17 protein-coding genes are annotated in these 18,574 nt (G+C 59.9%); 8 read left to right on the top strand and 9 right to left on the bottom strand.

The features are described 5' to 3' along the window. The first annotated feature begins 384 nt into the window (after positions 1 to 384). A complete protein-coding gene (gene gcrA, locus AEAC466_RS24630) occupies positions 385 to 924 on the top strand; it encodes a cell cycle sigma 70 cofactor GcrA (protein WP_023456366.1) in 540 nt (179 codons plus the stop codon). A 73-nt stretch (positions 925 to 997) separates the two neighbouring features. Here gcrA and apaG read toward each other — a convergent pair whose 3' ends face one another. Further along, positions 998 to 1,402, bottom strand: coding sequence for a Co2+/Mg2+ efflux protein ApaG (gene apaG, locus AEAC466_RS24635; RefSeq protein ID WP_023456367.1), 405 nt, complete (start codon positions 1,400 to 1,402; stop codon positions 998 to 1,000). A 79-nt stretch (positions 1,403 to 1,481) separates the two neighbouring features. Here apaG and AEAC466_RS24640 point away from each other — a divergent pair, with 79 nt between their 5' ends. Next, positions 1,482 to 2,513, top strand: coding sequence for a 2'-deoxycytidine 5'-triphosphate deaminase (locus AEAC466_RS24640; RefSeq protein ID WP_023456368.1), 1,032 nt, complete (start codon positions 1,482 to 1,484; stop codon positions 2,511 to 2,513). A gap of 23 nt (positions 2,514 to 2,536) precedes the next feature. Here AEAC466_RS24640 and AEAC466_RS24645 read toward each other — a convergent pair whose 3' ends face one another. From AEAC466_RS24645 to AEAC466_RS24670, 6 genes are all read right to left on the bottom strand, one after another. After that, positions 2,537 to 3,982 (bottom strand): DHA2 family efflux MFS transporter permease subunit, encoded by a 1,446-nt coding sequence (locus AEAC466_RS24645; RefSeq protein ID WP_031238043.1) that lies wholly within the window; start codon positions 3,980 to 3,982, stop codon positions 2,537 to 2,539. Between the two features lie 86 nt (positions 3,983 to 4,068). Then, positions 4,069 to 5,175 carry a PA0069 family radical SAM protein gene (locus tag AEAC466_RS24650; protein WP_235074101.1) on the bottom strand — a complete coding sequence of 369 codons (1,107 nt, stop codon included), beginning with the start codon at positions 5,173 to 5,175 and terminating at the stop codon, positions 4,069 to 4,071. Between the two features lie 50 nt (positions 5,176 to 5,225). Next, positions 5,226 to 5,597, bottom strand: a complete 372-nt coding sequence (locus AEAC466_RS24655) for a hypothetical protein (RefSeq protein ID WP_023456371.1) — start codon at positions 5,595 to 5,597, stop codon at positions 5,226 to 5,228. Positions 5,598 to 5,655: 58 nt separating this feature from the next. Continuing rightward, positions 5,656 to 6,639, bottom strand: coding sequence for a hypothetical protein (locus AEAC466_RS24660; protein WP_023456372.1), 984 nt, complete (start codon positions 6,637 to 6,639; stop codon positions 5,656 to 5,658). A 20-nt stretch (positions 6,640 to 6,659) separates the two neighbouring features. Beyond that, positions 6,660 to 7,637: a glycosyltransferase family 2 protein gene (locus AEAC466_RS24665; protein WP_023456373.1), complete on the bottom strand. Its 978-nt coding sequence runs from the start codon at positions 7,635 to 7,637 to the stop codon at positions 6,660 to 6,662. Then, a complete protein-coding gene (locus tag AEAC466_RS24670; RefSeq protein ID WP_023456374.1) occupies positions 7,637 to 8,785 on the bottom strand; it encodes a GNAT family N-acetyltransferase in 1,149 nt (382 codons plus the stop codon). Before AEAC466_RS24670 ends, AEAC466_RS24665 begins: the two co-directional genes overlap by 1 nt. Positions 8,786 to 9,211: 426 nt before the next feature. On the opposite strand from AEAC466_RS24670, the gene AEAC466_RS24680 reads away from it, so the two are divergent. The 3 genes from AEAC466_RS24680 (at position 9,212) to AEAC466_RS24690 (ending at position 12,163) form a co-directional block, all read left to right on the top strand. After that, on the top strand, positions 9,212 to 10,141 hold the full coding sequence (locus tag AEAC466_RS24680) for a TraB/GumN family protein (protein ID WP_023456376.1): 930 nt from the start codon (positions 9,212 to 9,214) through the stop codon (positions 10,139 to 10,141). A 95-nt stretch (positions 10,142 to 10,236) separates the two neighbouring features. Continuing rightward, positions 10,237 to 11,019 carry a TraB/GumN family protein gene (locus AEAC466_RS24685; protein ID WP_023456377.1) on the top strand — a complete coding sequence of 261 codons (783 nt, stop codon included), beginning with the start codon at positions 10,237 to 10,239 and terminating at the stop codon, positions 11,017 to 11,019. A gap of 67 nt (positions 11,020 to 11,086) precedes the next feature. After that, positions 11,087 to 12,163 (top strand): TraB/GumN family protein, encoded by a 1,077-nt coding sequence (locus tag AEAC466_RS24690; protein ID WP_155913446.1) that lies wholly within the window; start codon positions 11,087 to 11,089, stop codon positions 12,161 to 12,163. 5 nt (positions 12,164 to 12,168) lie between these two features. Here AEAC466_RS24690 and AEAC466_RS24695 read toward each other — a convergent pair whose 3' ends face one another. After that, positions 12,169 to 12,435 carry a hypothetical protein gene (locus AEAC466_RS24695; protein ID WP_031238047.1) on the bottom strand — a complete coding sequence of 89 codons (267 nt, stop codon included), beginning with the start codon at positions 12,433 to 12,435 and terminating at the stop codon, positions 12,169 to 12,171. Positions 12,436 to 12,615: 180 nt separating this feature from the next. Here AEAC466_RS24695 and AEAC466_RS24700 point away from each other — a divergent pair, with 180 nt between their 5' ends. Continuing rightward, positions 12,616 to 13,818 (top strand): aspartate aminotransferase family protein, encoded by a 1,203-nt coding sequence (locus AEAC466_RS24700; protein WP_081714517.1) that lies wholly within the window; start codon positions 12,616 to 12,618, stop codon positions 13,816 to 13,818. 92 nt (positions 13,819 to 13,910) lie between these two features. Continuing rightward, positions 13,911 to 14,834 (top strand): ornithine carbamoyltransferase, encoded by a 924-nt coding sequence (gene argF / locus AEAC466_RS24705; RefSeq protein WP_023456381.1) that lies wholly within the window; start codon positions 13,911 to 13,913, stop codon positions 14,832 to 14,834. 55 nt (positions 14,835 to 14,889) lie between these two features. Here the strand turns inward: argF and AEAC466_RS24710 are convergent, their stop codons facing one another. Then, positions 14,890 to 15,120 carry a hypothetical protein gene (locus AEAC466_RS24710; protein WP_023456382.1) on the bottom strand — a complete coding sequence of 77 codons (231 nt, stop codon included), beginning with the start codon at positions 15,118 to 15,120 and terminating at the stop codon, positions 14,890 to 14,892. Between the two features lie 215 nt (positions 15,121 to 15,335). Here AEAC466_RS24710 and AEAC466_RS24715 point away from each other — a divergent pair, with 215 nt between their 5' ends. Then, positions 15,336 to 18,548, top strand: a complete 3,213-nt coding sequence (locus AEAC466_RS24715) for an SEL1-like repeat protein (protein WP_023456383.1) — start codon at positions 15,336 to 15,338, stop codon at positions 18,546 to 18,548. Positions 18,549 to 18,574 lie beyond the last annotated feature (26 nt).

Genomic DNA, 18,574 nt, shown 5'->3' on the forward strand with positions numbered 1-18,574 from the left:
ATTGATATCGGCGGCGGCCCCTGCAAAGGGCCGCCGTTTTGATTCCGCTCCGCCGTCAGGTGGCCGGCATCTGCTGTGGCGTTCACAAGGCGCGCTGGCGTAACAGTTACTGCAAAAGGCGGTGACGGCGATTGTTCCTCGAAAATGAAATGAATTCGCGGCGATTCCGGTCGCGGTTATCCACATATGTGGATTATAAAAATACAACATCTAGATATGTGTGGACAGTCTTAAATTCGCTCCACACCATATATTGCGGTTTTTAACATTTCGTTTACCATCTGTTGATGGCTGGGGATCAGGTCCCTTTGGGCAAATCTATATCTTGTGTTTCGAATGCTTTCGAACCGCAAGTAAGATGGAATAGCATGGGAGAGTGAGAGTATGAGCTGGACCGACGAACGCGTTGAAACCCTGAAGAAGCTTTGGCAGGAAGGCCATTCCGCCAGCCAGATCGCCAAACAGTTGGGTGGCGTCACCCGCAATGCTGTTATCGGCAAGGTGCATCGCCTCGGCCTGTCCGGCCGCGCGGCGCCGTCGCAGCCGACCCGCCCTCTGTACAAACCGGCCCGTCCGCCACGTCCGGCGGCAGCCAGTCCCGCGGTCAATGGGTCGGAACGCCCCGCTGTGCCGTCGAATTTGCGACGTACCGAACCGGTTGCCACGCGCCCCGTTATCAGCCAGCCGATCGTTCCCTATGTCGAAGAGCCCGGCACCGCGACCGTTCTGACCTTGGGCGCCAAAATGTGCAAATGGCCGATCGGTGATCCGTCGTCCGACAGCTTCTCCTTCTGCGGCCGCCGGTCCGATGACGGCACGCCCTACTGCGTCGAACACGCCCGCGTCGCCTATCAGCCTTCGCAAAAGGCCAAGAAGCGCGACGGCGGCACTGACTTGTCACGGTCTCTGCGCCGTTACCTGTAAAACGACCTGTTCCAGCTTAACAAAAACCCCGCAGTTTCGGCTGCGGGGTTTTTTGCGGGGTGTGTGGCGGTGATTAGTTCAGCGTGCGCCGGGTGTTTGGCAGATCGAGTGAGAAGGTCGGGATGATCACCTTCAACGGGCGCCCTTGTTCGTCTTCGAACATGTAATAGCCGCTCATCGATCCGGATGGGGTGGGCAGCGGGCAACCGGACGAATAGCTGTACGTCTGATGCGGCTTCAGTATGGGTGCTTCACCCACCACGCCCGGACCATTTACGTATTCGACGTGCCCGCGCGCATCCATGATCGTCCAGTGGCGCGTCTTGAGCTGCACAGTCTCGTCGCCGCCGTTCATCAGGGTAATGTGATAGGCCCAGACATAGCGCGGTGTACCCGTTTCCGCACCGTGGTCTTCGGGCGGCACGTAATCGACTTCGACGCGGATGGTTATGTCGTGACTGGTGTGTTGATAGAACATGGCCGGTGATAATGACTTGCTGAGTCGTAGAAGCTCTCTTAAATGGTCATTCCCTGTAAGAAAAGAGATTTACGCCGCGATGCTCAAGCCTGTTCCCCTGGACGACGCCGAACCCCAGGGCATTTTGCCTATGCAAAGCCTGTCGGCATTGGCCGACTCCGGTGCCGTCATGAGCGCGGATGCCTTTGACGCCGATCAGATTCAGCCGGCCAGCATCGACCTGCGCCTGGGCGATCGCGCATGGCGGGTGCGGGCGTCCTTCCTGCCGCGCGGGCGCAGGGTGGAAGATCGGCTGCGTGACGTGCAGATGCATGAGATGGACTTGACGCGCGGCGCGGTCTTCGAATCCGGCTGCGTCTACATCGCGGAACTCAAGGAAAGTCTGAGCCTGCCCCAGGGTATCAGCGCGCGCGCCAATCCGAAATCCTCGACCGGACGTGTCGATGTCTTTGTGCGCCTGTTGTCGGATTTCGGCTCGCAATTCGATGATGTCGCTGATGGCTATAGTGGGCCCCTCTATCTCGAAATCGCGCCGCAGACCTTTTCCGTCTTGGCCCGGTCGGGGACGCGCCTTAACCAGCTGCGTTTGAAACGCGGTCAGTCGCAGGTCTTGCGCACCAGTGACTGCGGCGTAGACCTGACCGGTGATCTCGTCGGATTCCGCGCGCGGCGCCATGCCGGCATTATCGACCTCGATCACATTGCGGGCCACGATCCGAAGAAATTCTGGGAACCGCTATATCAGGCCGGCGGCGAACTGCTGCTCGATCCGGGCGAGTTCTATATCTTGGCCTCGAAGACGAATGTCGAAATTCCGGTCATGGAGGCGGCCGAGATGTTGCCGATCGATCCCGGCGTCGGCGAATTCCGCGTCCACTATGCCGGTTTCTTCGATCCCGGCTTCGGCACGGAAGAAGCAAACGGCCAGGGATCGAAAGGGGTGCTAGAAGTGCGCTGTCACGAGACGCCCTTCCTGCTCGAAGATGGCCAGACCGTCGCCCGTCTGGTCTATCAGCCCCTGACGGCCAAGCCGGACAAGCTGTACGGGCAGCTAGGCTCCAATTACCAGAAGCAGGGCCTGAAGCTCAGCAAGCATTTCAAGCCCTGGTAGGCGGGATATCGCCGATGGCAGGGCTATCCCTTGGCTTCGTCCAGGTGCAGGTCTTTTGCGCCGGCTTCATCCCCGCCGTCCTCGCGCTTCAGGCGGCTGAAGACCAGGGTTGAAACCAGGGTAAAGCCGCCCAGGACGAAAAATGCCTTGTGCAGACCATCGAGCATCAGGCCTGGGTTTGAGGTGGCTTCGCTCGGCAGGAAAAATACCGTCGTCAGCCCCGCCGCGGCCACCCCGAACGATACGGACAATTGCTGTAGCGTGCTGGCGATTGTGCTGGCGCCGCTCGACTGATCGCGTGGGACGTCCGCATAGACCAGGGTGTTCATGCTGGTGAATTGCAAAGATGTCAGCACGCCGTACACCATCGCCTGCGCCACAATCACCCAGATTGGTGTGCCGCGCCCGATGGTTCCGAACATCATCAGCATAAGTCCGAGCGCCAGGGTGTTGAAAATCAGAACATTGCGATAGCCGAAGCGTTCCAGGACGCGCGGCAGGAGGAATTTGGTGCTCATAGAGGCGATGGCCTGCGGCATGATCAGCAGGCCCGATTGCACCGGCGTCAGGCCCAGGCCGACCTGGTACAGCATCGGCAGAAGAAACGGGGCGCCGCCGATGCCTAGGCGGGTAATGAAGCTGCCGCTGACGCTGGTGGCAAACGTCCGTATGCGGAATAAGGTCATATTGAGCAGCGGAAAGGCCGTTTTGGCCGCGTGCATGCCATAGCCGAACAGAAGTAAGAACGAGATGGCGAGCAGGCCGAATATGCCGCCCAGGCCCAGCCGATGTTCGCCGAAGACTTCCAGCACGTAGGAGAGCAGGGCGACACCGGAACTGAACAGAATCAGGCCCAAAACGTCGAGCGGTCGGGACGTGGCGCTGTGATAGTCGGGCAGGTTTAGCCAGACCAGCGCCGCGCCGATGATGCCGACCGGAATATTGACGAAGAAGATGACGCGCCAGTGCAGGTAGTCGACGATCAGGCCGCCGATCAACGGCCCCAGCATCGGCGCCACCAGTGCAGGCACAGCGACGAAGCTCATGGCACGTACCAGATCGGCGCGGGAAAAGGTTTGCACCATAACCAGCCGCCCAACTGGCGTCATCATCGCCCCGCCCATGCCCTGCAATACGCGGCAGGCCACCAGGACGTGGATGTTGGTCGACAGGCCGCACAGCAGCGACCCAAGAGTAAACAGGCCGATGGCGGCGGCAAACACGCGGCGGGTGCCAAAACGATCTGCCATCCAGCCACTGATTGGTATGAAGACAGCGAGACTGAGCGTGTAGCTCGATAACACGGCCTTCATACTGAGCGGTGTGACATCCAGCGATTTAGCAATGACGGGCACACCGGTATTGAGGATAGTGGTGTCCAGCGCTTCCATGAAAAAGGCGACGGCGACCAGCCAGGGCAGAAGACGCTGGGCCATATCTGGCGCCGGAGAGGGAAGGGCGCTCGACACGTCTGAATCTCCTGGGTTGTTCGGGTTTATGCCTAAGGTAAAATTCTGGATAGGCAACCGTCCATGTCGCTAATAAGAAAACAATATCAGAAAAGCGACATCTGAGGGTCGCCACCGCGAAAGCGTGAGAAATCCATCGGGCGGCTGGGTTTATCCAGACCGTACCGTTTGACCGCAAGGGTAAACCGCTTGCGGATCATATCGGCATAGACGCCCGTGCCCATCATTCGCGTTCCGAACTCGGCGTTGTACAGCTTGCCTCCGCGCGTTTGGCGGATCAGGTTCAGCACCTTGTCGGCGCGGTCCGGGACGTGGGTGCGTAGCCATTCTTCGAACAGGTCCTTCACCTCATGCGGCAGGCGTACCAGGTTAAAGCCGGCGCGATAGGCGCCGGCGTCGGCGGACGCCTTCAATATGGCTTCCAGTTCATGACAGGTCAGGCCGGGAATGACGGGTGCCGCCAGCACGCTGACCGGAATGCCGGCCTCGTGCAGGTGCCGTACCGTGTCGAGCCGTTTCGACGGCGTGGCCGCGCGGGGTTCCATGAGGCGGGCAAGGTCACGGTCAAGCGTGGTGATGGACAGGCATGCTTTGAACAGGTTCTCCCGCGCCATGGGCGCCAGTATATCGAGATCGCGCAGGATGAGCGCCGATTTGGTGACGATGTTCACCGGATGGCGGAATTCGTACATGACCTCGAGCAGGCTGCGCGTCAGCCGCTCTGACTTTTCTGTCGGCTGATAGGCATCGGTATTGATGCCGAGCATCAGCGGCGCCGGTGTGTAATTGCGCGCGGACAATTCTTCGCGCAGACGAGCGGCGGCATCGGGTTTGCGGAAGATACGCGTTTCGAAATCCATGCCAGGCGACAGGTCGAGATAGGCATGGGTGGGCCGTGCGAAGCAGTAGATGCAGCCGTGCTCGCACCCCTTGTACGGGTTTATAGAGCGGTCGAAGCCGATATCAGGCGATGTGTTGCGGGTAATGACGTGGCGGGCGGTATCGATGCCAAGGATTGTCGGTTGGCGCGCCCGCGCCCATTCTTCGCGATCATGATCGCTCCAACCATCATCAATCTCGTACCGGTCAGCCGCATCAAACCGCGATGACGGCCGGTTGGATACGGATCCACGTCCCTTGCGCGGCAAGGGAGGCAGGGCTTGCGGACCCATCGTGTCGTAAAGGGTGGACATGCCGTCACTATAGTCGCGACTTGGAACAAATCAAGAACAAGTTGACGCGGCTATGGCCCGGTATTGAAGAACTGGCTGCACATGGCCACCAGCCGGTCGTGCGCGCCGTAGGTGAAACGGAACACGCCGGTCGAATAGATCATGATGAACAGGCCGCGCGATGTGCGGTCGTTGACAACGTAAAGCTCGGTCGTCAGGTCATTGGGATCGTTTGAGGCGACATGGGCAGCGCCAATGTCCTCGCGCAGGATGGTGTCGACCTCGAGGCGGGTCATACCCAAGCGTACCCTGTTGCGCATTTCGATGTCGCTGGTGACTATGGCGTCGCTGGGCGCGTAACCGGTAGCGCGACAGTCGTCGACGGGCGGCGCCATTACGGCACCGGTCAGCCAGACCGTCAGCAAAACTCCCGTGCTCACCATAGACACGCCTCCAACCCTGCGGACCCTAGCACAGGCCGCCCCAGGGTCAATTGGCCGATCAAGCCGCCTTTTTTGTGGCCTTTTTCGCCGGTGGCGGCGTGAAGGGTTTTACGCCGTCATCATATATGATGGTTCCGGGGCGAGCGGGGTCAAGCGAGAAGGCGGGTTTAAGTGGGCTTTTGTGGCCCTTGAACCCGCCGGTCGCCATCTTGTACAAGCGGGCGAACACGACCTTGAACGGTTCCAGGATTTTGGGAGACGACGCCAGGCTGGGGTTGAGACCAAATAGGCGGCGCAAGAGGCCGTTGGCGTAGATGACATTGGCGCGCCATAGGGCGCGGGGTGTCATGAACTCGATCGACAGTGACACGTTGACCATGTCGCCGTTGACGATGCGATGCGGCGCATTTTGCGGCCAGGTCAGCATTTCGCCGGGCTTTAGATCGTGGATCAGCGCTTTGCGGTCGAAGGCGGCTTCATAGGGCAGGTTTTCGTCGCTTTCGCGCAGGGCAATGCCTTCAATCTGGCGATCGGTGAAGAATCCGGCGTCGGCGGGATAGAGGTAGACGGTCTTCACGCCGCGGATCTGCCACAACATGACCATGGGCATGTCGAGGTGATATACGACGTGGGCATTGGGTGAGGAGATCAGAAGGCCTAGGTCAGTTTTCAGATTATGCGTTCCGGTTTTTTCTGCCACTTCCTTGAAAATGGCATCGCACAAGGCGCCGACGGCGGGATCGGCATGGTTGACACGGCGCAGATTGAGCCAAAGGCGTCCGGCCTTTACGGCCTCCATCAAGGCGCGGCCGTCCAGCTCGGTTCCATCGCTGGCCGTCTTGCGGCCCAAATACCATTCACCGAAAATGGTCGGTTCATAGCCCATGGTAAAGACTTCGACACTGTCGCGCGGATACCGATCGATCAGGGTGATAAGGGCCTCTTCGCTGAACAGTTCGCTGTCGGCGACGCTCTGGGTGAAGACCAGATTTTCGCGGGTGAAGGCGCGCTGTGTCTCAGGCGTCCAGTTGATGAGGGTCATGATCTAAACCTTTGTCGTTTTCAGACGGCTTGCGGCGCAATCTGGCGTTTTTTAAGCAGGCTGGCGCCGTAAAACTTCATTTTGAAGGGCGGAAACCACAGGGTCTTGCCCAGCCCGCGTGCGGCCTTGTCGAGGATGAAGGCGCGGCGTGGGTGACGCACGACGAAGGCGAACAGGCTGGCCATCCCGAACAGGGCGGCCTGAACCACGCCCTGTACCATCCACCCGGCGCAGGCGATAAAACGCCCGTTGGTTCCGGTGGAATGGCTGGGGCCTTGCCCGTAGGCAAAGCCGCGTCTCAGCGTGTAGCTGAAGGTAGCGCGGTGCGGCGGCACGTCTTCGAAGACCGGTGCTTCCGCTGCCCAGGCCATAACCTTGCCGTCTGCTTTCATGGCGGTGAACAGGATATCGTCTTCGCCGCCCATTTCGTTTTGCAGAACGCTGAAAGGCGTTTTAGAGGGCAGGGCGGCGGCGCGCAGCAAGGCGTTGCCGCAGCCGTAGTAGTAAGACAGCAGGCCTGATTGTTCCGGGCCAAATCGCGAAAAGAAATGGGTGAAATAGGCGGCGTGCGGCGAACCGGAGTTTGGCACGCGGGCGGTCACCGGACCGAACACAACATCGGCGTCGAAGCGGCGCTGGGTGGCGACCATTTCGGCCAGCCAGCCTTCGGGCGCTTCTTCGTCGTCGTCGAGAAAGGCGATGAAGGCGCAGTCGCAGGCGGCGACGGCGGTGTTACGTGCGTTGGCGACGCCGGTCGCGGGTTCATGCAGGAAGGTCACCGGAAAGGGCGCGTCGAAGGCCGCGACCTGTGGACGGGCTGAGGCTTCCGGGCTGTTGTCGCATACGATGAGGTGGCTGACTCCCGTTTGAACACAGATGGAGCGCATGGCCGTGGCCAGACCCTCCGGCCGGCGGAAGGTTGGAATGATGACGCACACGCTGGCCGCGCTGTCTGCGGCCGTTGGCGATTTCAATGGGAAAGCGCCGGTATCCGGCATCAATCGGCTCCTTGCGATGTCCTCAGCCGGCGCGGTGCGGCGGCAAAAGCGTAGGCCACGCCCCTGGCGCGGCTGACAAAATCGAGTTCAAGACAGGCGATCTGGTCGAAGCGCCGGTTCAGACGGGTAACGGCATCGGCCACGCGTCCGCCCATGGCGCCCTGGACGCGGATGGCGACATTCGCCAGCCCGGCGCCGAACCGCGCGGAGGAAGACGCGCCGTAGATGCGCGTATGGCGCACATCATAGGCGGTATTGCTGAAGGAATCCTTGTAATGGCTCTGACCGGTCGACAAATCGTAATAGCTGACGCCGTTTTCCTTGAGTACCGCCTGGCAATCGGTCAGGAAGATCGAGCCCGGAGAGAAGACACCGAAGGTCGGATCGTAGCTGGAAACCCACGGATGCATACGGTCGCGGAGCCGCAGGCCATAGTGGAACATGACCGGGGTGCCGCCGATGGTCATGGTCAACAAGGAGCCGTGCAGGCCGGTCTCGGGGGCGTTGTACAGACGTTCGAACAGGTCTGTGGCCCATGGCGGGGCCAGGAAATCGTGCAGACCGTTCCGCTCGATCTGTTCCCGCTTCAGGCGCATCATCTGATCATAATGGCTGCGGTCGCGGTCCGTCAGGATGAAACCTACATCGCCGTGCATTTCGATCATGTTGCGGCGATGGCGGTTTATGTTCTTGCGGTGCTTGCGCGTCACATTGTTGGTCGTCTCATCAAAGCTGAGGTCGATGCCATAGGCCGTGTCTGCTTCGCCGCCTGATTCGCCAAAGACATTGTGAGGATCGACTAAACCTATGGCTTGAAAGCGGTCTATGCCCGCCATCTTGAGCGCCTGACGGCCGTCGATCCCCGGATTGGGAAAGGTGATCAGGGCGCTGTAATCGGCGAAGGGCGCGCCAGCGGGACGGGCAAACCGATGCGGCCGGCGATGATGGGGCAGAAACCCAATGACCTTGCCCATACGACGAAAAACCGCGACGTGGACGTCGTCGCGCACACTGGCGACGGCCTGTGTCCATTCCGGTGACAAAAGCGGAGACCTGAAAAGGTCCGTCGCCTGACACATGGCCCGCCACAGACCTAAATCGAGATCACTTAACGCGCTCGCCTTAATCACTTCACATGTCAAACGCATTGTTACCTTCGATACAAAAACAACCTCACTGCGCCGCATCCTGCAAGCTTTGCGCCACAAACCCTGTGCCAGGAAGGGATTTGTCCGCCAAAAGGGGCTATGGCTTTGGTGAGGCCGCAGAGACGTGGTGATGCCATTTGGGGCGATACCATTCGGGCGGTCGCGCCGGCCTTGATCACCCGCGCGAAGACGCTGTTCTCGCTGGACATGGGCGTCGAAAGCTTGTTTGGTTTGAGCTTCCTACTGATTCCCCCTTTCCTGTGGGCGCCGCATGTATGCGTGGATCATCGGGTGATGGAGGCATCGCAAGCCCGTCGTGATAAATCGCGTCAAAATCCCGCGTGCTGAACGCGACTGGTCCGGGGCCGGATGGCTTGCCCTGCGGATCGAAGACATTTTTATGCCATAGCTGTCAAAGGACTATCTATGCTCAATATGCTCAAGACCGGCCTGCTGTCGGCGACCGCGCTGCTCGGTGCATTCCTGGCGCCGATGGCTCAGGCCACAACGGCAGAGACCGTGACCTTGGCCGCGTCGCCAGCCACCGACGCGAAACCCGCCTTGTGGGTCATAAAGGATGCCGATTCCACCATTTACCTGTTCGGCAGCATCCACGTCATGAAGCCGGGCACCAATTGGCTCAACCCGCAGGTCCAGAAAGCCTTCGATAGCGCCCAGGATGTGTGGTTCGAAGTGCCCAATCTCGACGATCAGGCCGCGGCCGCTGCCATCGCCCAAAAATACATGATCGATCCGTCCGGCAGCCTGACCGCCGGTCTGACTCCGCAGGAGATCACCCAGCTTGATACCCTGCTCAAGCCGATGGGCGGCAGCACGGCTGCGTTCAAGAATCTGCGCAAGTGGGCGGTCGGTTTGGTGGTTACCCTCCAGCAGATCAATGAACTCGGTTATTCGCCTAAGGAAGGCGTCGATGTGACGCTCATGGCCAAGGCGCGCCAGGCGAACAAGGGCGTTCGTGGCTTCGAAACCTTGCAGCAGCAGATTGAATTGATGGTGCCAACGAGTGATGAAGAAGAACTGAAGGGTCTGCGCACTCTGTTAAAGGACAGTGGCACGGTCGATGCCGACATCCGCAACCTGTTCGACGCGTGGACGCGCGGCGACGAAGCCGGCCTGGAAACCTTCCTTGTGGACAAGATCAAGACAGAGGACGCCAATGTCTACCAGCGCCTGATCGTCCAGCGCAATGCGGCCTGGGAACCGCAGATTGAGACTATCCTGGCGGGCAAGGGCACGACGTTCATCGCCGTGGGGGCCGGTCACCTGATCGGACCGGATAGTGTGATCAACATGCTCAAGGCCCATGGCGTAAAGGTGGAGCGTGTCCGGTATTGAGACACCTGTATCGATCTGATCCTTAATAAAAGGTTAAAAAGCGGCCCGACACTTGCAGGCGAGTACTTCCGGTATGTTTCAACCGGGAGTCAGCCATGCAGATTGCCAATTTAAATGAGTCTCAGTCACCCAAAACCGGCCAGCTAAGCTGGATGCTCGACAGCGGGCTGGCCATTGTCGCCGCCGTCGCCATCGTTGCCGTCATCGTGCCGGCTGGCATTTGGCTGCACAGGTCGCAAAATCCCGACGTCACGATTAAGGCGTTCGCGGTGGAAACCGATCCCGACGTGACGGAAGCGCAGGCGGGCCCGACCGGATCCCCGCTCCTGTGGGTTTTGAAAGAGGCGGATTCGACCGTATACCTGTTTGGTGCGCCCGATGCCGGGGCGGTGAGTGGCGCGGGGATGACCGGCTGGATGGACCGGCGCTTGTTCACCGCTTTTGACGGCGCCAATCGGGTGTTTTTTGAATCCGCAAATTATCCCCAAAGCCGTCCGGGTGAGAAGGTGATGCCTGGCCCGGAAAGCGTGCTCTTCCACCGCGCCCGCCACCTGACGATAAAGACCGAGGCGCTGGGCAGCGGGGTCGGCGGCGTGTCCTTGCCGGCGGCCGCCTGGCGGCTGGGGGACGAGAAGGCCATGACTGAGCGGCTTATGCTTGGGGCGCAGTCCAACCCGGATGCCTATGCCGCCTTGGTTCACCGCAATACCCTATTGGTGCCGCGTATGGAGTCGGCGATTTCCGCCGGAGGGGTCAGCTTTGTTACGGTCGGTACGTCACACCTGATCGGCCCTGACGGCGTGGTGAAGCAATTGCGTAAACGGGGGCATCGTTTGACGCGGCTGGATTCGGTGGTGACCGTCAGGCCAGCCATGTAACCTGCCCTGTAACCCGTTAGTAAGGTTGGTGGGCTATACAATCTGGGGCTGTTTTTTGGCCTGGATTATGTCATGGGGGTCTGCAATGCAGGTCAATGCGCTTCGCCAGTCGCTGAAAACGGCCGTGTCGGCAAAGCCGTCACCGCCAGCGTGGCGAGGGCCGGTCCTTATCGGCGTCGTGGCGTTGGCGGTGGCCGCCGCCGGGGTTTTCGGCGTCGGTCAGTGGCATCGGGCAACGCCGGCAGCTCCTCCAGTAGCGCGTTCCCTGACGCCGGCTGAACGCGATGCCGCCGAAGCTCAGGCAGGTCCGACCGGATCGCCACTGCTGTGGGTCGTCAAGACTGGCGACGCCACGCTCTATCTGTTTGGCAGCATCCACATGCTTCGACAGAATCTGAACTGGATGGATTCGCGCTTGTTTCAGGCGTTCGATATGTCTGACGAAGCTTGGTTCGAATTGCCCGATCTGGAATATCAGCCCAAGTTCAAGGGCTTCAAGGCGACGGCCTATGCCAGCCGTCCGGTCTTGCTCGACGGGCTCAGCGATCTTGAAAAACATCAACTCGAAACCATCGTCAATCGGTACAACTATACGCTCGACGACCTGGTGCGGGTTAAGCCGTCCGCCATGGCGGGCTTTATTTCGCAAATGGATTTGGTCGCTGGCGGCTTCAGCGTCGATCGGGGCGTGGATTACAACTTGTTCCGGCGGGCTAAGTCGTTGAAGATGAAGATTGACGGCTTTGAATCCAATTCGGTCCATTACAGCTATCTGTCCGATCGAGAGGCACCAACCCAGGCGGAAGGCACACGAGCGCTCAAACAGGCGCTGGCGGCGCATTTCGGTACGGGGGTGGTGCCTGATGAGATACACGTGCTGTCTGGGCACTGGCGCGCGGGCGATCAAAAGGCCCTGACCGAATCCGTCAATCGCATGGCCAAGGAAACTCCGGAGGTTTACAAGACCCTGCTGGTCAAACGCAACAGCCTGTGGATGCCTCGCATCGAGGCCATACTGAAGGGCAAGCATCGGGTATTTGCCACGGTCGGCGTGGCGCATCTGGTTGGCCCGGACGGCCTGGTGGCGCAGTTGCGGGCGCGCGGATATGAGGTGACGCGTCTCGACCCGACTCCTAAACCCTGACAGGGTTAAATCAAGCCGATCGCCATAGCGGTCAGGACGCTGTGCTGAAGCTGGCCGCCGCGAATGAAGCGATCATTGGCCAGAATATCAGCCTGGCGGCGGGCGTCTTCGGCTGCGGCGATTTCATCCCCCTTTTCCATATCGTAGCGGGCGGCAATAGCGGCCGATAGAGCGGTCAAGGCGTCAGGAAGTGTGGTGCCGACGCCTTCCAGATCGTCCTGGCGGACGCGAAAGCCACCGCCGGCAAGCAGGCTGATCGTAGGTGTAGTCATAGCGCTTTCTTTCATATGAAACCTTTATGACACAAAGGCTAGCGCTTGAATATAGCCTGTGAATATCATTGACAACCGGGCGATTTTTCTACAAAAGGCGCGCCTAAGCCCCAAAAGCTTAGATTTGTTTGTCCCTTCCGTAGCCGCGGCGGGGATTTTCTCTTTTGGGATGTTATGACCATGGCTCAATCTGAAGATCATTTGTTCGGTGTGTATGCGCGGGCGCCTATCGAGGTAGAACGCGGCGAAGGAACCCGACTGTATGACCGATCGGGCCGTGAATATCTCGATTTCGTGCAAGGCATTGCCGTCAACGGCCTGGGGCATGCGCCGCAGGTCCTGATCGACGCCATGACCGAGCAGGCGAAGAAGCTGTGGCACGTCTCCAACATCTTCACCATTCCGGGGCAGGAAACGCTGGCGGCCAAGCTGTGCGATGCCTCTTTCGCCGATCAGGTCTTTTTCACCAATTCCGGCACGGAAGCGGTGGAATGCGCGCTTAAGCTGGTGCGTAAATATCATACCTCGAAGGGCCATCCGGAGCGCATCGACGTCATCGGTTTCGAAGGCGCCTTCCACGGCCGTACCTATGCTGCTGTGACCGCTGCGGGTAATGAAACCTATCTGGCCGGATTCGGTCCGCGCCTGCCGGGCTTTGTCCACCTGTCGCTGGACGATCATGCCGCCATCAAGGCGGCCGCTGAGGCGCCGACGGCCGCCGCCATCATTGTCGAACCCGTTCAGGGCGAAGGCGGCGCCCGTGCGCTGACCGACGCCGAACTGACGTACCTACGCCAGCTTTGCGATGACAATGGTCTGCTGCTGATTTTCGATGAAATCCAGTGCGGCATGGGCCGCACCGGACGGATGTGGGCCTATGAGCATTCCGGTGTCGCTCCGGATGTGATGACGGTCGCCAAGGCGCTTGGTGGTGGTTTCCCGATCGGCGCCTGCCTTGCCACGCGCGACGCGGCGTCCGGTATGGTCGTCGGTTCGCACGGCTCGACCTTCGGCGGTAACCCCCTGGCCATGGCGGTCGGCCTGGCGGCATTCGATGAAATCGCCAAGCCCGAGTTGCTCGAAAACGTTCGCAAGCAGGCGGGCTACCTCAAGCAGCAACTGGAAGGCCTCAAGGCGGCCTGGCCGGACATGATCGAGGACGTGCGGGGCAAGGGGCTTTTGGTTGGCATCAAGCTCAAGCCGAACAATCGTGAAATCATGGGGCTGGCGCGCGACAACGACCTTTTGATCGCGGGCGGATCCGACAATTGCGTGCGCATGTTGCCGCCGCTCAACCTCACCGAGGCAGATGCCCGCGAGGCCTTGGCGCGATTGGAAAAAACCTTCGCCGCTGCCCGCGCAAAGGCCAGGGAAACGGCTTAAGCCCACTAAAAAGCCCCCTCATTTGCCGTGAGACATACCGTCTGCACAGGGCGGATGCGGGGGGCATTTTCAAAAATCCGAGGGAGTCACACATGACCCGCCATTTTCTCGATATCTGCGATCTGACCACCGAAGAGCTGCGCGCCATCGTCGACGATGCGCACGCTCGCAAGCGCCTGCGCAAAGACTGGCCCAAGGGCAAGCCCGACGCCGACGCGCCGGCGCGTGAACGTGTTCTGGCCATGATCTTCCAGAAAAATTCCACGCGCACTCGCTTTTCCTTTGACGCCGCCATTCGCCAATTGGGTGGTCAGGCCATCATTTCGACCGCCAACGACATGCAGTTGGGACGCGGCGAGCCGATTGAGGACACAGCCAAGGTGCTGTCGCGCATGGTAGACGCCATCATGATCCGCGCCAACGATCACGACGACGTGCTACGCCTGGCCAAGGTGTCCGAAGTGCCGGTGATCAACGGCCTGACCAACCAGTCGCATCCGTGCCAGATCCTCGCCGACATCATGACGATCGAAGAGCATCGCGGCGCCATCGAGGGCAAGACCCTGGCCTGGGTCAGTGACGGCAACAATGTTTGCAACAGCTTCATCCATGCGGCGGCGCGTTTTGGCTTTACGCTGAACATTGCTTGTCCGGCGGGTTACAAGCCGTCGCAGGAGGCCATGATCTTTGCCTCGGAATCGCGTGCCAATGTCATGGTGACCCAAAGCCCCGAAGACGCCGTGCGCGGTGCCGACGTGGTAATGGCGGATACGTGGGTGTCGATGGGTGATCTGGATCACGACGAGCGTCTTGAAGCCTTTCAGCCCTATCAGGTCAATGCTGAGCTGATGAGGCTCGCCAAACCCGATGCCCTGTTCCTGCACTGCCTGCCGGCCCATCGTGGCGAGGAGGTGACCGAAGATGTCATCGACGGTCAGCAATCGGTCATATGGGACGAAGCGGAAAACCGCATACATGCGCAAAAAGCCGTTTTGGCCTGGTGTTTTAGCGCATAGGTCCCGACAAGCCCGATGTGAGCTTGCGAGTCATTGTTCCGCACGGGGCGAGTCGCTACGCCTTTGGGAATTGCGGTGGCGGGGCGGTCTGGACACCAATAAGGTTGAGCACGTGCACAATCAGGAACATGGTGGCCGTGAAGGTCAGTAGCATTAAAAAGGTCCACGGCACCATCCGTGGGCCTTTTTTTGGATTCATCGGGCGAGTGCCCATGAAGCCGAAAAAGGTTGTTAAAAGGGCGGCGACCACCGTCAGAATCGCTGTAATCGGTAAATCAAGTTCCATGCTTCGCATATGTATGGTAAATGCGCGGCCGGCAAGACGGGCCGCGGGCAAGGGCGGTATTTCCTACAGTTTGTGGCTTTTCGCGCTACAGGCAAATTGCTTGGGGCAAGTTTCCACAGAAGATTAATGTTCATCCATATGTGGTAGTTAACAAAGTGTTTACACTCAACATAATGTTGTCTACGCTCGCTACCTGACGAAGTTAGGGGAACCGCATGAGCGCGAACGCACCTTGGAGTGTGAAGGGTATAGATGCCAAGGCGCGCGAAGTCGCCAAGGATCTGGCGCGCCGCTCAGGCATGACCCTTGGGGAATGGCTGAACCAGATGATTCTCCAGGGGGAGGATGTCGCGGCCTTGATTTCCCGCGAACGTAGTCGCGCTGAAGCGCCTGTCCATGCAGTGCGGCGCGGGCCCGAACCTCAAATTCAATACGACGAAGAAGACTACGAAGCCGAAATCGCGCCGCGTGCCCGTCGTGCACCGATCTATCGCGAGGTCGGCTATAACGAACTGTCGGGAGGCCGCATGGCCCGCAATGAAGACCGTAACGACGGCCGCAAGACGGCCGCGCCTTTTTCGTCTGCGGCTCAGCCGTTGTCGTCACGCGACCTGCGTCGCAAGTCTATCTTCGAAGATCGCCCGCGTTATGATGATGGTCATCGCGCCGAAGAGGCCGAGTATGAAACGGCGTCAACCGATCTGAATCGTGTTGCGCGTGCGCTGGAAACCCTGGGGTCGCGTATAGAAAATTCCGAAACGCGGTCTGCCACCGCCGTGCGTGGCGTGTCGCACGCCGTCGAATCTGTGCTTAGCCGCCTGGAACGCTCAGAAGCGGCCCATGCCGAAACCAAGGATCGTATCGAGGAGCAAACCCAAGGCGTATTGTCTTCTTTCGAACGTATCGCGCGCGCCGAAGAAGATCAGGGCGCCATTGCCCGCCGTCTTGAGCAGGCCGAGCGTCTGATCGATGCCCAGGCCGAACGTCTTGAGGGCCTGTCCGGCCACCTGCGTGAAGAGCGCGATCGCGTCGCAGGGCTTGAAGACCGTTTGAAATCGCCGGAGGCCGGTGAGCCTCTGCGCGCCGTTGAAGGGGCGCTTGGCCGTCTGGCGAACCAGCTTTATGAAGGTGAAGCCCGTACACGCGACACATTGAAGGATGTGCGTGGCGACATGGTCGGCCTCTCGCATCGTATTGCCCAGGTCGAGTTGCGCGATCCGGATCGGTCGGCGCAAATTCTGATCGACAAGGTGGTCGCGCAGTTGGCGCACCGTCTTGAAGCGGCCGAGGCCCAGACCACCGGCGCCATCAAGACCCTGGAGCAGGCCTTCAAATCTTTGGATGGTCGCCTGAACCGCGTCGAAGATGGCGGTGATGTTTCCGATCCGGAAGCTATGCGCTCATTGACCGGCCTGGCTGCCGATCTGTCTCGCCGCGTCGAGGAGTCGCGCCAGGACCTGCTCAACGCTTTGCAGACAGGTAAGCAGGAAACCATCGAGCTGGCGGTCAAGGTCGTCGGTGAGCGTATCGAGCAGTCGGAAAAGCGGTCGGCGGACGCCATCGAGCGCCTCGGCAAGGATGTGGTCCGCATTGCCGATACCTTCAATCGTCGGGTTGCCAGCGTCGAAGCGACAAATCGTGATGGCTTGTCGCGCCTGGGTGGCGATGTTCAGCGCTTGAGCGACTCCATCGAAGGCCGTATCGGCCGTAGTGAAAATCAGCATGCCCAAGCGCTTGAGCGCCTCGGTGGTGAGATCGCCCGTATTTCAGAGCGCCTGAACACCAAGCTGGTCGACTCGGAACGCCGCACGGCGCAGGTGTTGGGGGCTGTCAGTGAGCAACTGGAACAGAACCGCGACCATGTGCGCAGCGACCTGTCCGAGCGCATCCGCCAGAGCGAAGCTCGCACGGCCAAGCTTTTGGAAGACACGCGGACCCGGATCGACGCCCGTCTGGCCAAGGTACAAACTGAGAGCCTTTTGAAGGAAGCCGAACCGCGTGCGGCTCGTGCCGTAGCGCCGGAGCCTGAGCCTCGTGTACTGCCAAATCCATTCGAAAACGTGGCGGCAGCCTTCACCCCCGACGTCAAGGCCGCGCCAATCCCCGAAGCCGTGATCGACGGGTTTGAAGAGCCGGAGCAGGATGTTTACACCGCTCAATTTGATGCGCCTGAACCGGATATGGCAGAGACGCCCCAGGATGAGCGTTTCGACCTGACCGGTGAGGTTCTGAGGCCTGTTACGCGCTTCGCCAACAGCGACTTCAAGCCCGACTTCGATCCGTTCGAGGAAGATGACCTTGAAGCCGATCTGGTGGCGCCGGAACCCGCGCCACTGCATGTCGAAAAATCAGCAGCCCAGGCTGTTTCGCCGGCTATTGATGAAGACGACAGTGATCCGTTTGCCGATATTGAAGTTTCGCGAAAAACAGCACCGCGCTCGGTGAGTTTTGCCGAAAGCCATCCAGCCCCGTCAACCAGCAGCCAAAGTCCATTTGATGATGACGACGATCTGCCGGTTGGTGAAGCGGTGTCCATGTCAACACGCGACGCCTTGGCAGCTGCGCGGGCGGCTGTGCGCGCCAGCATGGAAGGCGATAGTCTTGGCACGCTGAAATCCGGCCCGTCGCGCAGCCGGGGCATCAAGCCTGACCCGTCAGGCAAGGGCAAGGCTGTTGCCAAGCCGGGCAGCACGTTCAGCAATACGCTGAAGGCGTCTTCCATCGCCATGGGTCTGGTTGCGGTCGGTGCGACTGGGCTGGTCGTCGCCAACAAGCTGTCGGATGACAAGAAGGCACCCATCCCCATCGTCGCCTCGGCTTTGACGGTAAGCCAGCCGAGCGATACGCCCAACCTGGCCAATTTGAAAACTCGCTATGAGCTGGCCGATCAAGCCTTGCGCGCCAAGGATCCGAAGGCGGTGGAAGCCTTGAAGATGGTCGCAAATCAAGGCTACGCCCCGGCGCAATATCGCCTGGGCCAGATCTACAAGGGTGACGAAAAGATCATTCCAATCGACCTGAGCGAGGCACGTGCCTGGTTCAAGCGTGCGGCCGAAGGTGGCGTGCCCAATGCCATGTTCACGCTCGGCGCCATGTATTATGAAGGTGATGGCGGTGTCCAGGATCGCCCCACCGCAGCAATGTGGTTCCGCGAAGCCGCCAAGCGGGGCGTTGTGGACAGTCAGTTTAACCTGGCAACCCTTTATCAGCGTGGCGATGGCGTCGCATTGAACCTCAGCGAGGCCTACAAGTGGATGCGTATTGCCGCCAATAATGGTGACAAGGATGCGCCGAAATATGTCGACGATCTGGCGGCTCAGCTCAGTGAAAGCGAGCGGACGCGTGCAGATATTGCCGTTGCCAACTTCACCCCAATCAGCGACGGAACACCCCTGCTGGCCGCTCCGGCAGGGTTAGAAGGTAGATAATTCGCATTTTGTTCCAATGTGACTTG

This window comes from Asticcacaulis sp. AC466 (assembly GCF_000495815.1).
GTDB lineage: Bacteria > Pseudomonadota > Alphaproteobacteria > Caulobacterales > Caulobacteraceae > Asticcacaulis.

What these genes read in the sequence shown, in the direction of transcription:
- AEAC466_RS24715 (WP_023456383.1), top strand. Translation starts at nt 15,336, where the DNA reads ATGAGCGCGAACGCACCTTGGAGTGTGAAGGGTATAGATGCCAAGGCG.
- AEAC466_RS24655 (WP_023456371.1), bottom strand. Translation starts at nt 5,597, where the DNA reads ATGGTGAGCACGGGAGTTTTGCTGACGGTCTGGCTGACCGGTGCCGTA.
- gcrA (WP_023456366.1), top strand. Translation starts at nt 385, where the DNA reads ATGAGCTGGACCGACGAACGCGTTGAAACCCTGAAGAAGCTTTGGCAG.
- AEAC466_RS24670 (WP_023456374.1), bottom strand. Translation starts at nt 8,785, where the DNA reads ATGCGTTTGACATGTGAAGTGATTAAGGCGAGCGCGTTAAGTGATCTC.
- AEAC466_RS24640 (WP_023456368.1), top strand. Translation starts at nt 1,482, where the DNA reads ATGCTCAAGCCTGTTCCCCTGGACGACGCCGAACCCCAGGGCATTTTG.
- AEAC466_RS24685 (WP_023456377.1), top strand. Translation starts at nt 10,237, where the DNA reads ATGCAGATTGCCAATTTAAATGAGTCTCAGTCACCCAAAACCGGCCAG.
- AEAC466_RS24695 (WP_031238047.1), bottom strand. Translation starts at nt 12,435, where the DNA reads ATGACTACACCTACGATCAGCCTGCTTGCCGGCGGTGGCTTTCGCGTC.
- AEAC466_RS24710 (WP_023456382.1), bottom strand. Translation starts at nt 15,120, where the DNA reads ATGGAACTTGATTTACCGATTACAGCGATTCTGACGGTGGTCGCCGCC.
- apaG (WP_023456367.1), bottom strand. Translation starts at nt 1,402, where the DNA reads ATGTTCTATCAACACACCAGTCACGACATAACCATCCGCGTCGAAGTC.
- argF (WP_023456381.1), top strand. Translation starts at nt 13,911, where the DNA reads ATGACCCGCCATTTTCTCGATATCTGCGATCTGACCACCGAAGAGCTG.
- AEAC466_RS24660 (WP_023456372.1), bottom strand. Translation starts at nt 6,639, where the DNA reads ATGACCCTCATCAACTGGACGCCTGAGACACAGCGCGCCTTCACCCGC.
- AEAC466_RS24700 (WP_081714517.1), top strand. Translation starts at nt 12,616, where the DNA reads ATGGCTCAATCTGAAGATCATTTGTTCGGTGTGTATGCGCGGGCGCCT.
- AEAC466_RS24665 (WP_023456373.1), bottom strand. Translation starts at nt 7,637, where the DNA reads ATGCCGGATACCGGCGCTTTCCCATTGAAATCGCCAACGGCCGCAGAC.
- AEAC466_RS24680 (WP_023456376.1), top strand. Translation starts at nt 9,212, where the DNA reads ATGCTCAATATGCTCAAGACCGGCCTGCTGTCGGCGACCGCGCTGCTC.
- AEAC466_RS24650 (WP_235074101.1), bottom strand. Translation starts at nt 5,175, where the DNA reads ATGTCCACCCTTTACGACACGATGGGTCCGCAAGCCCTGCCTCCCTTG.
- AEAC466_RS24690 (WP_155913446.1), top strand. Translation starts at nt 11,087, where the DNA reads ATGTCATGGGGGTCTGCAATGCAGGTCAATGCGCTTCGCCAGTCGCTG.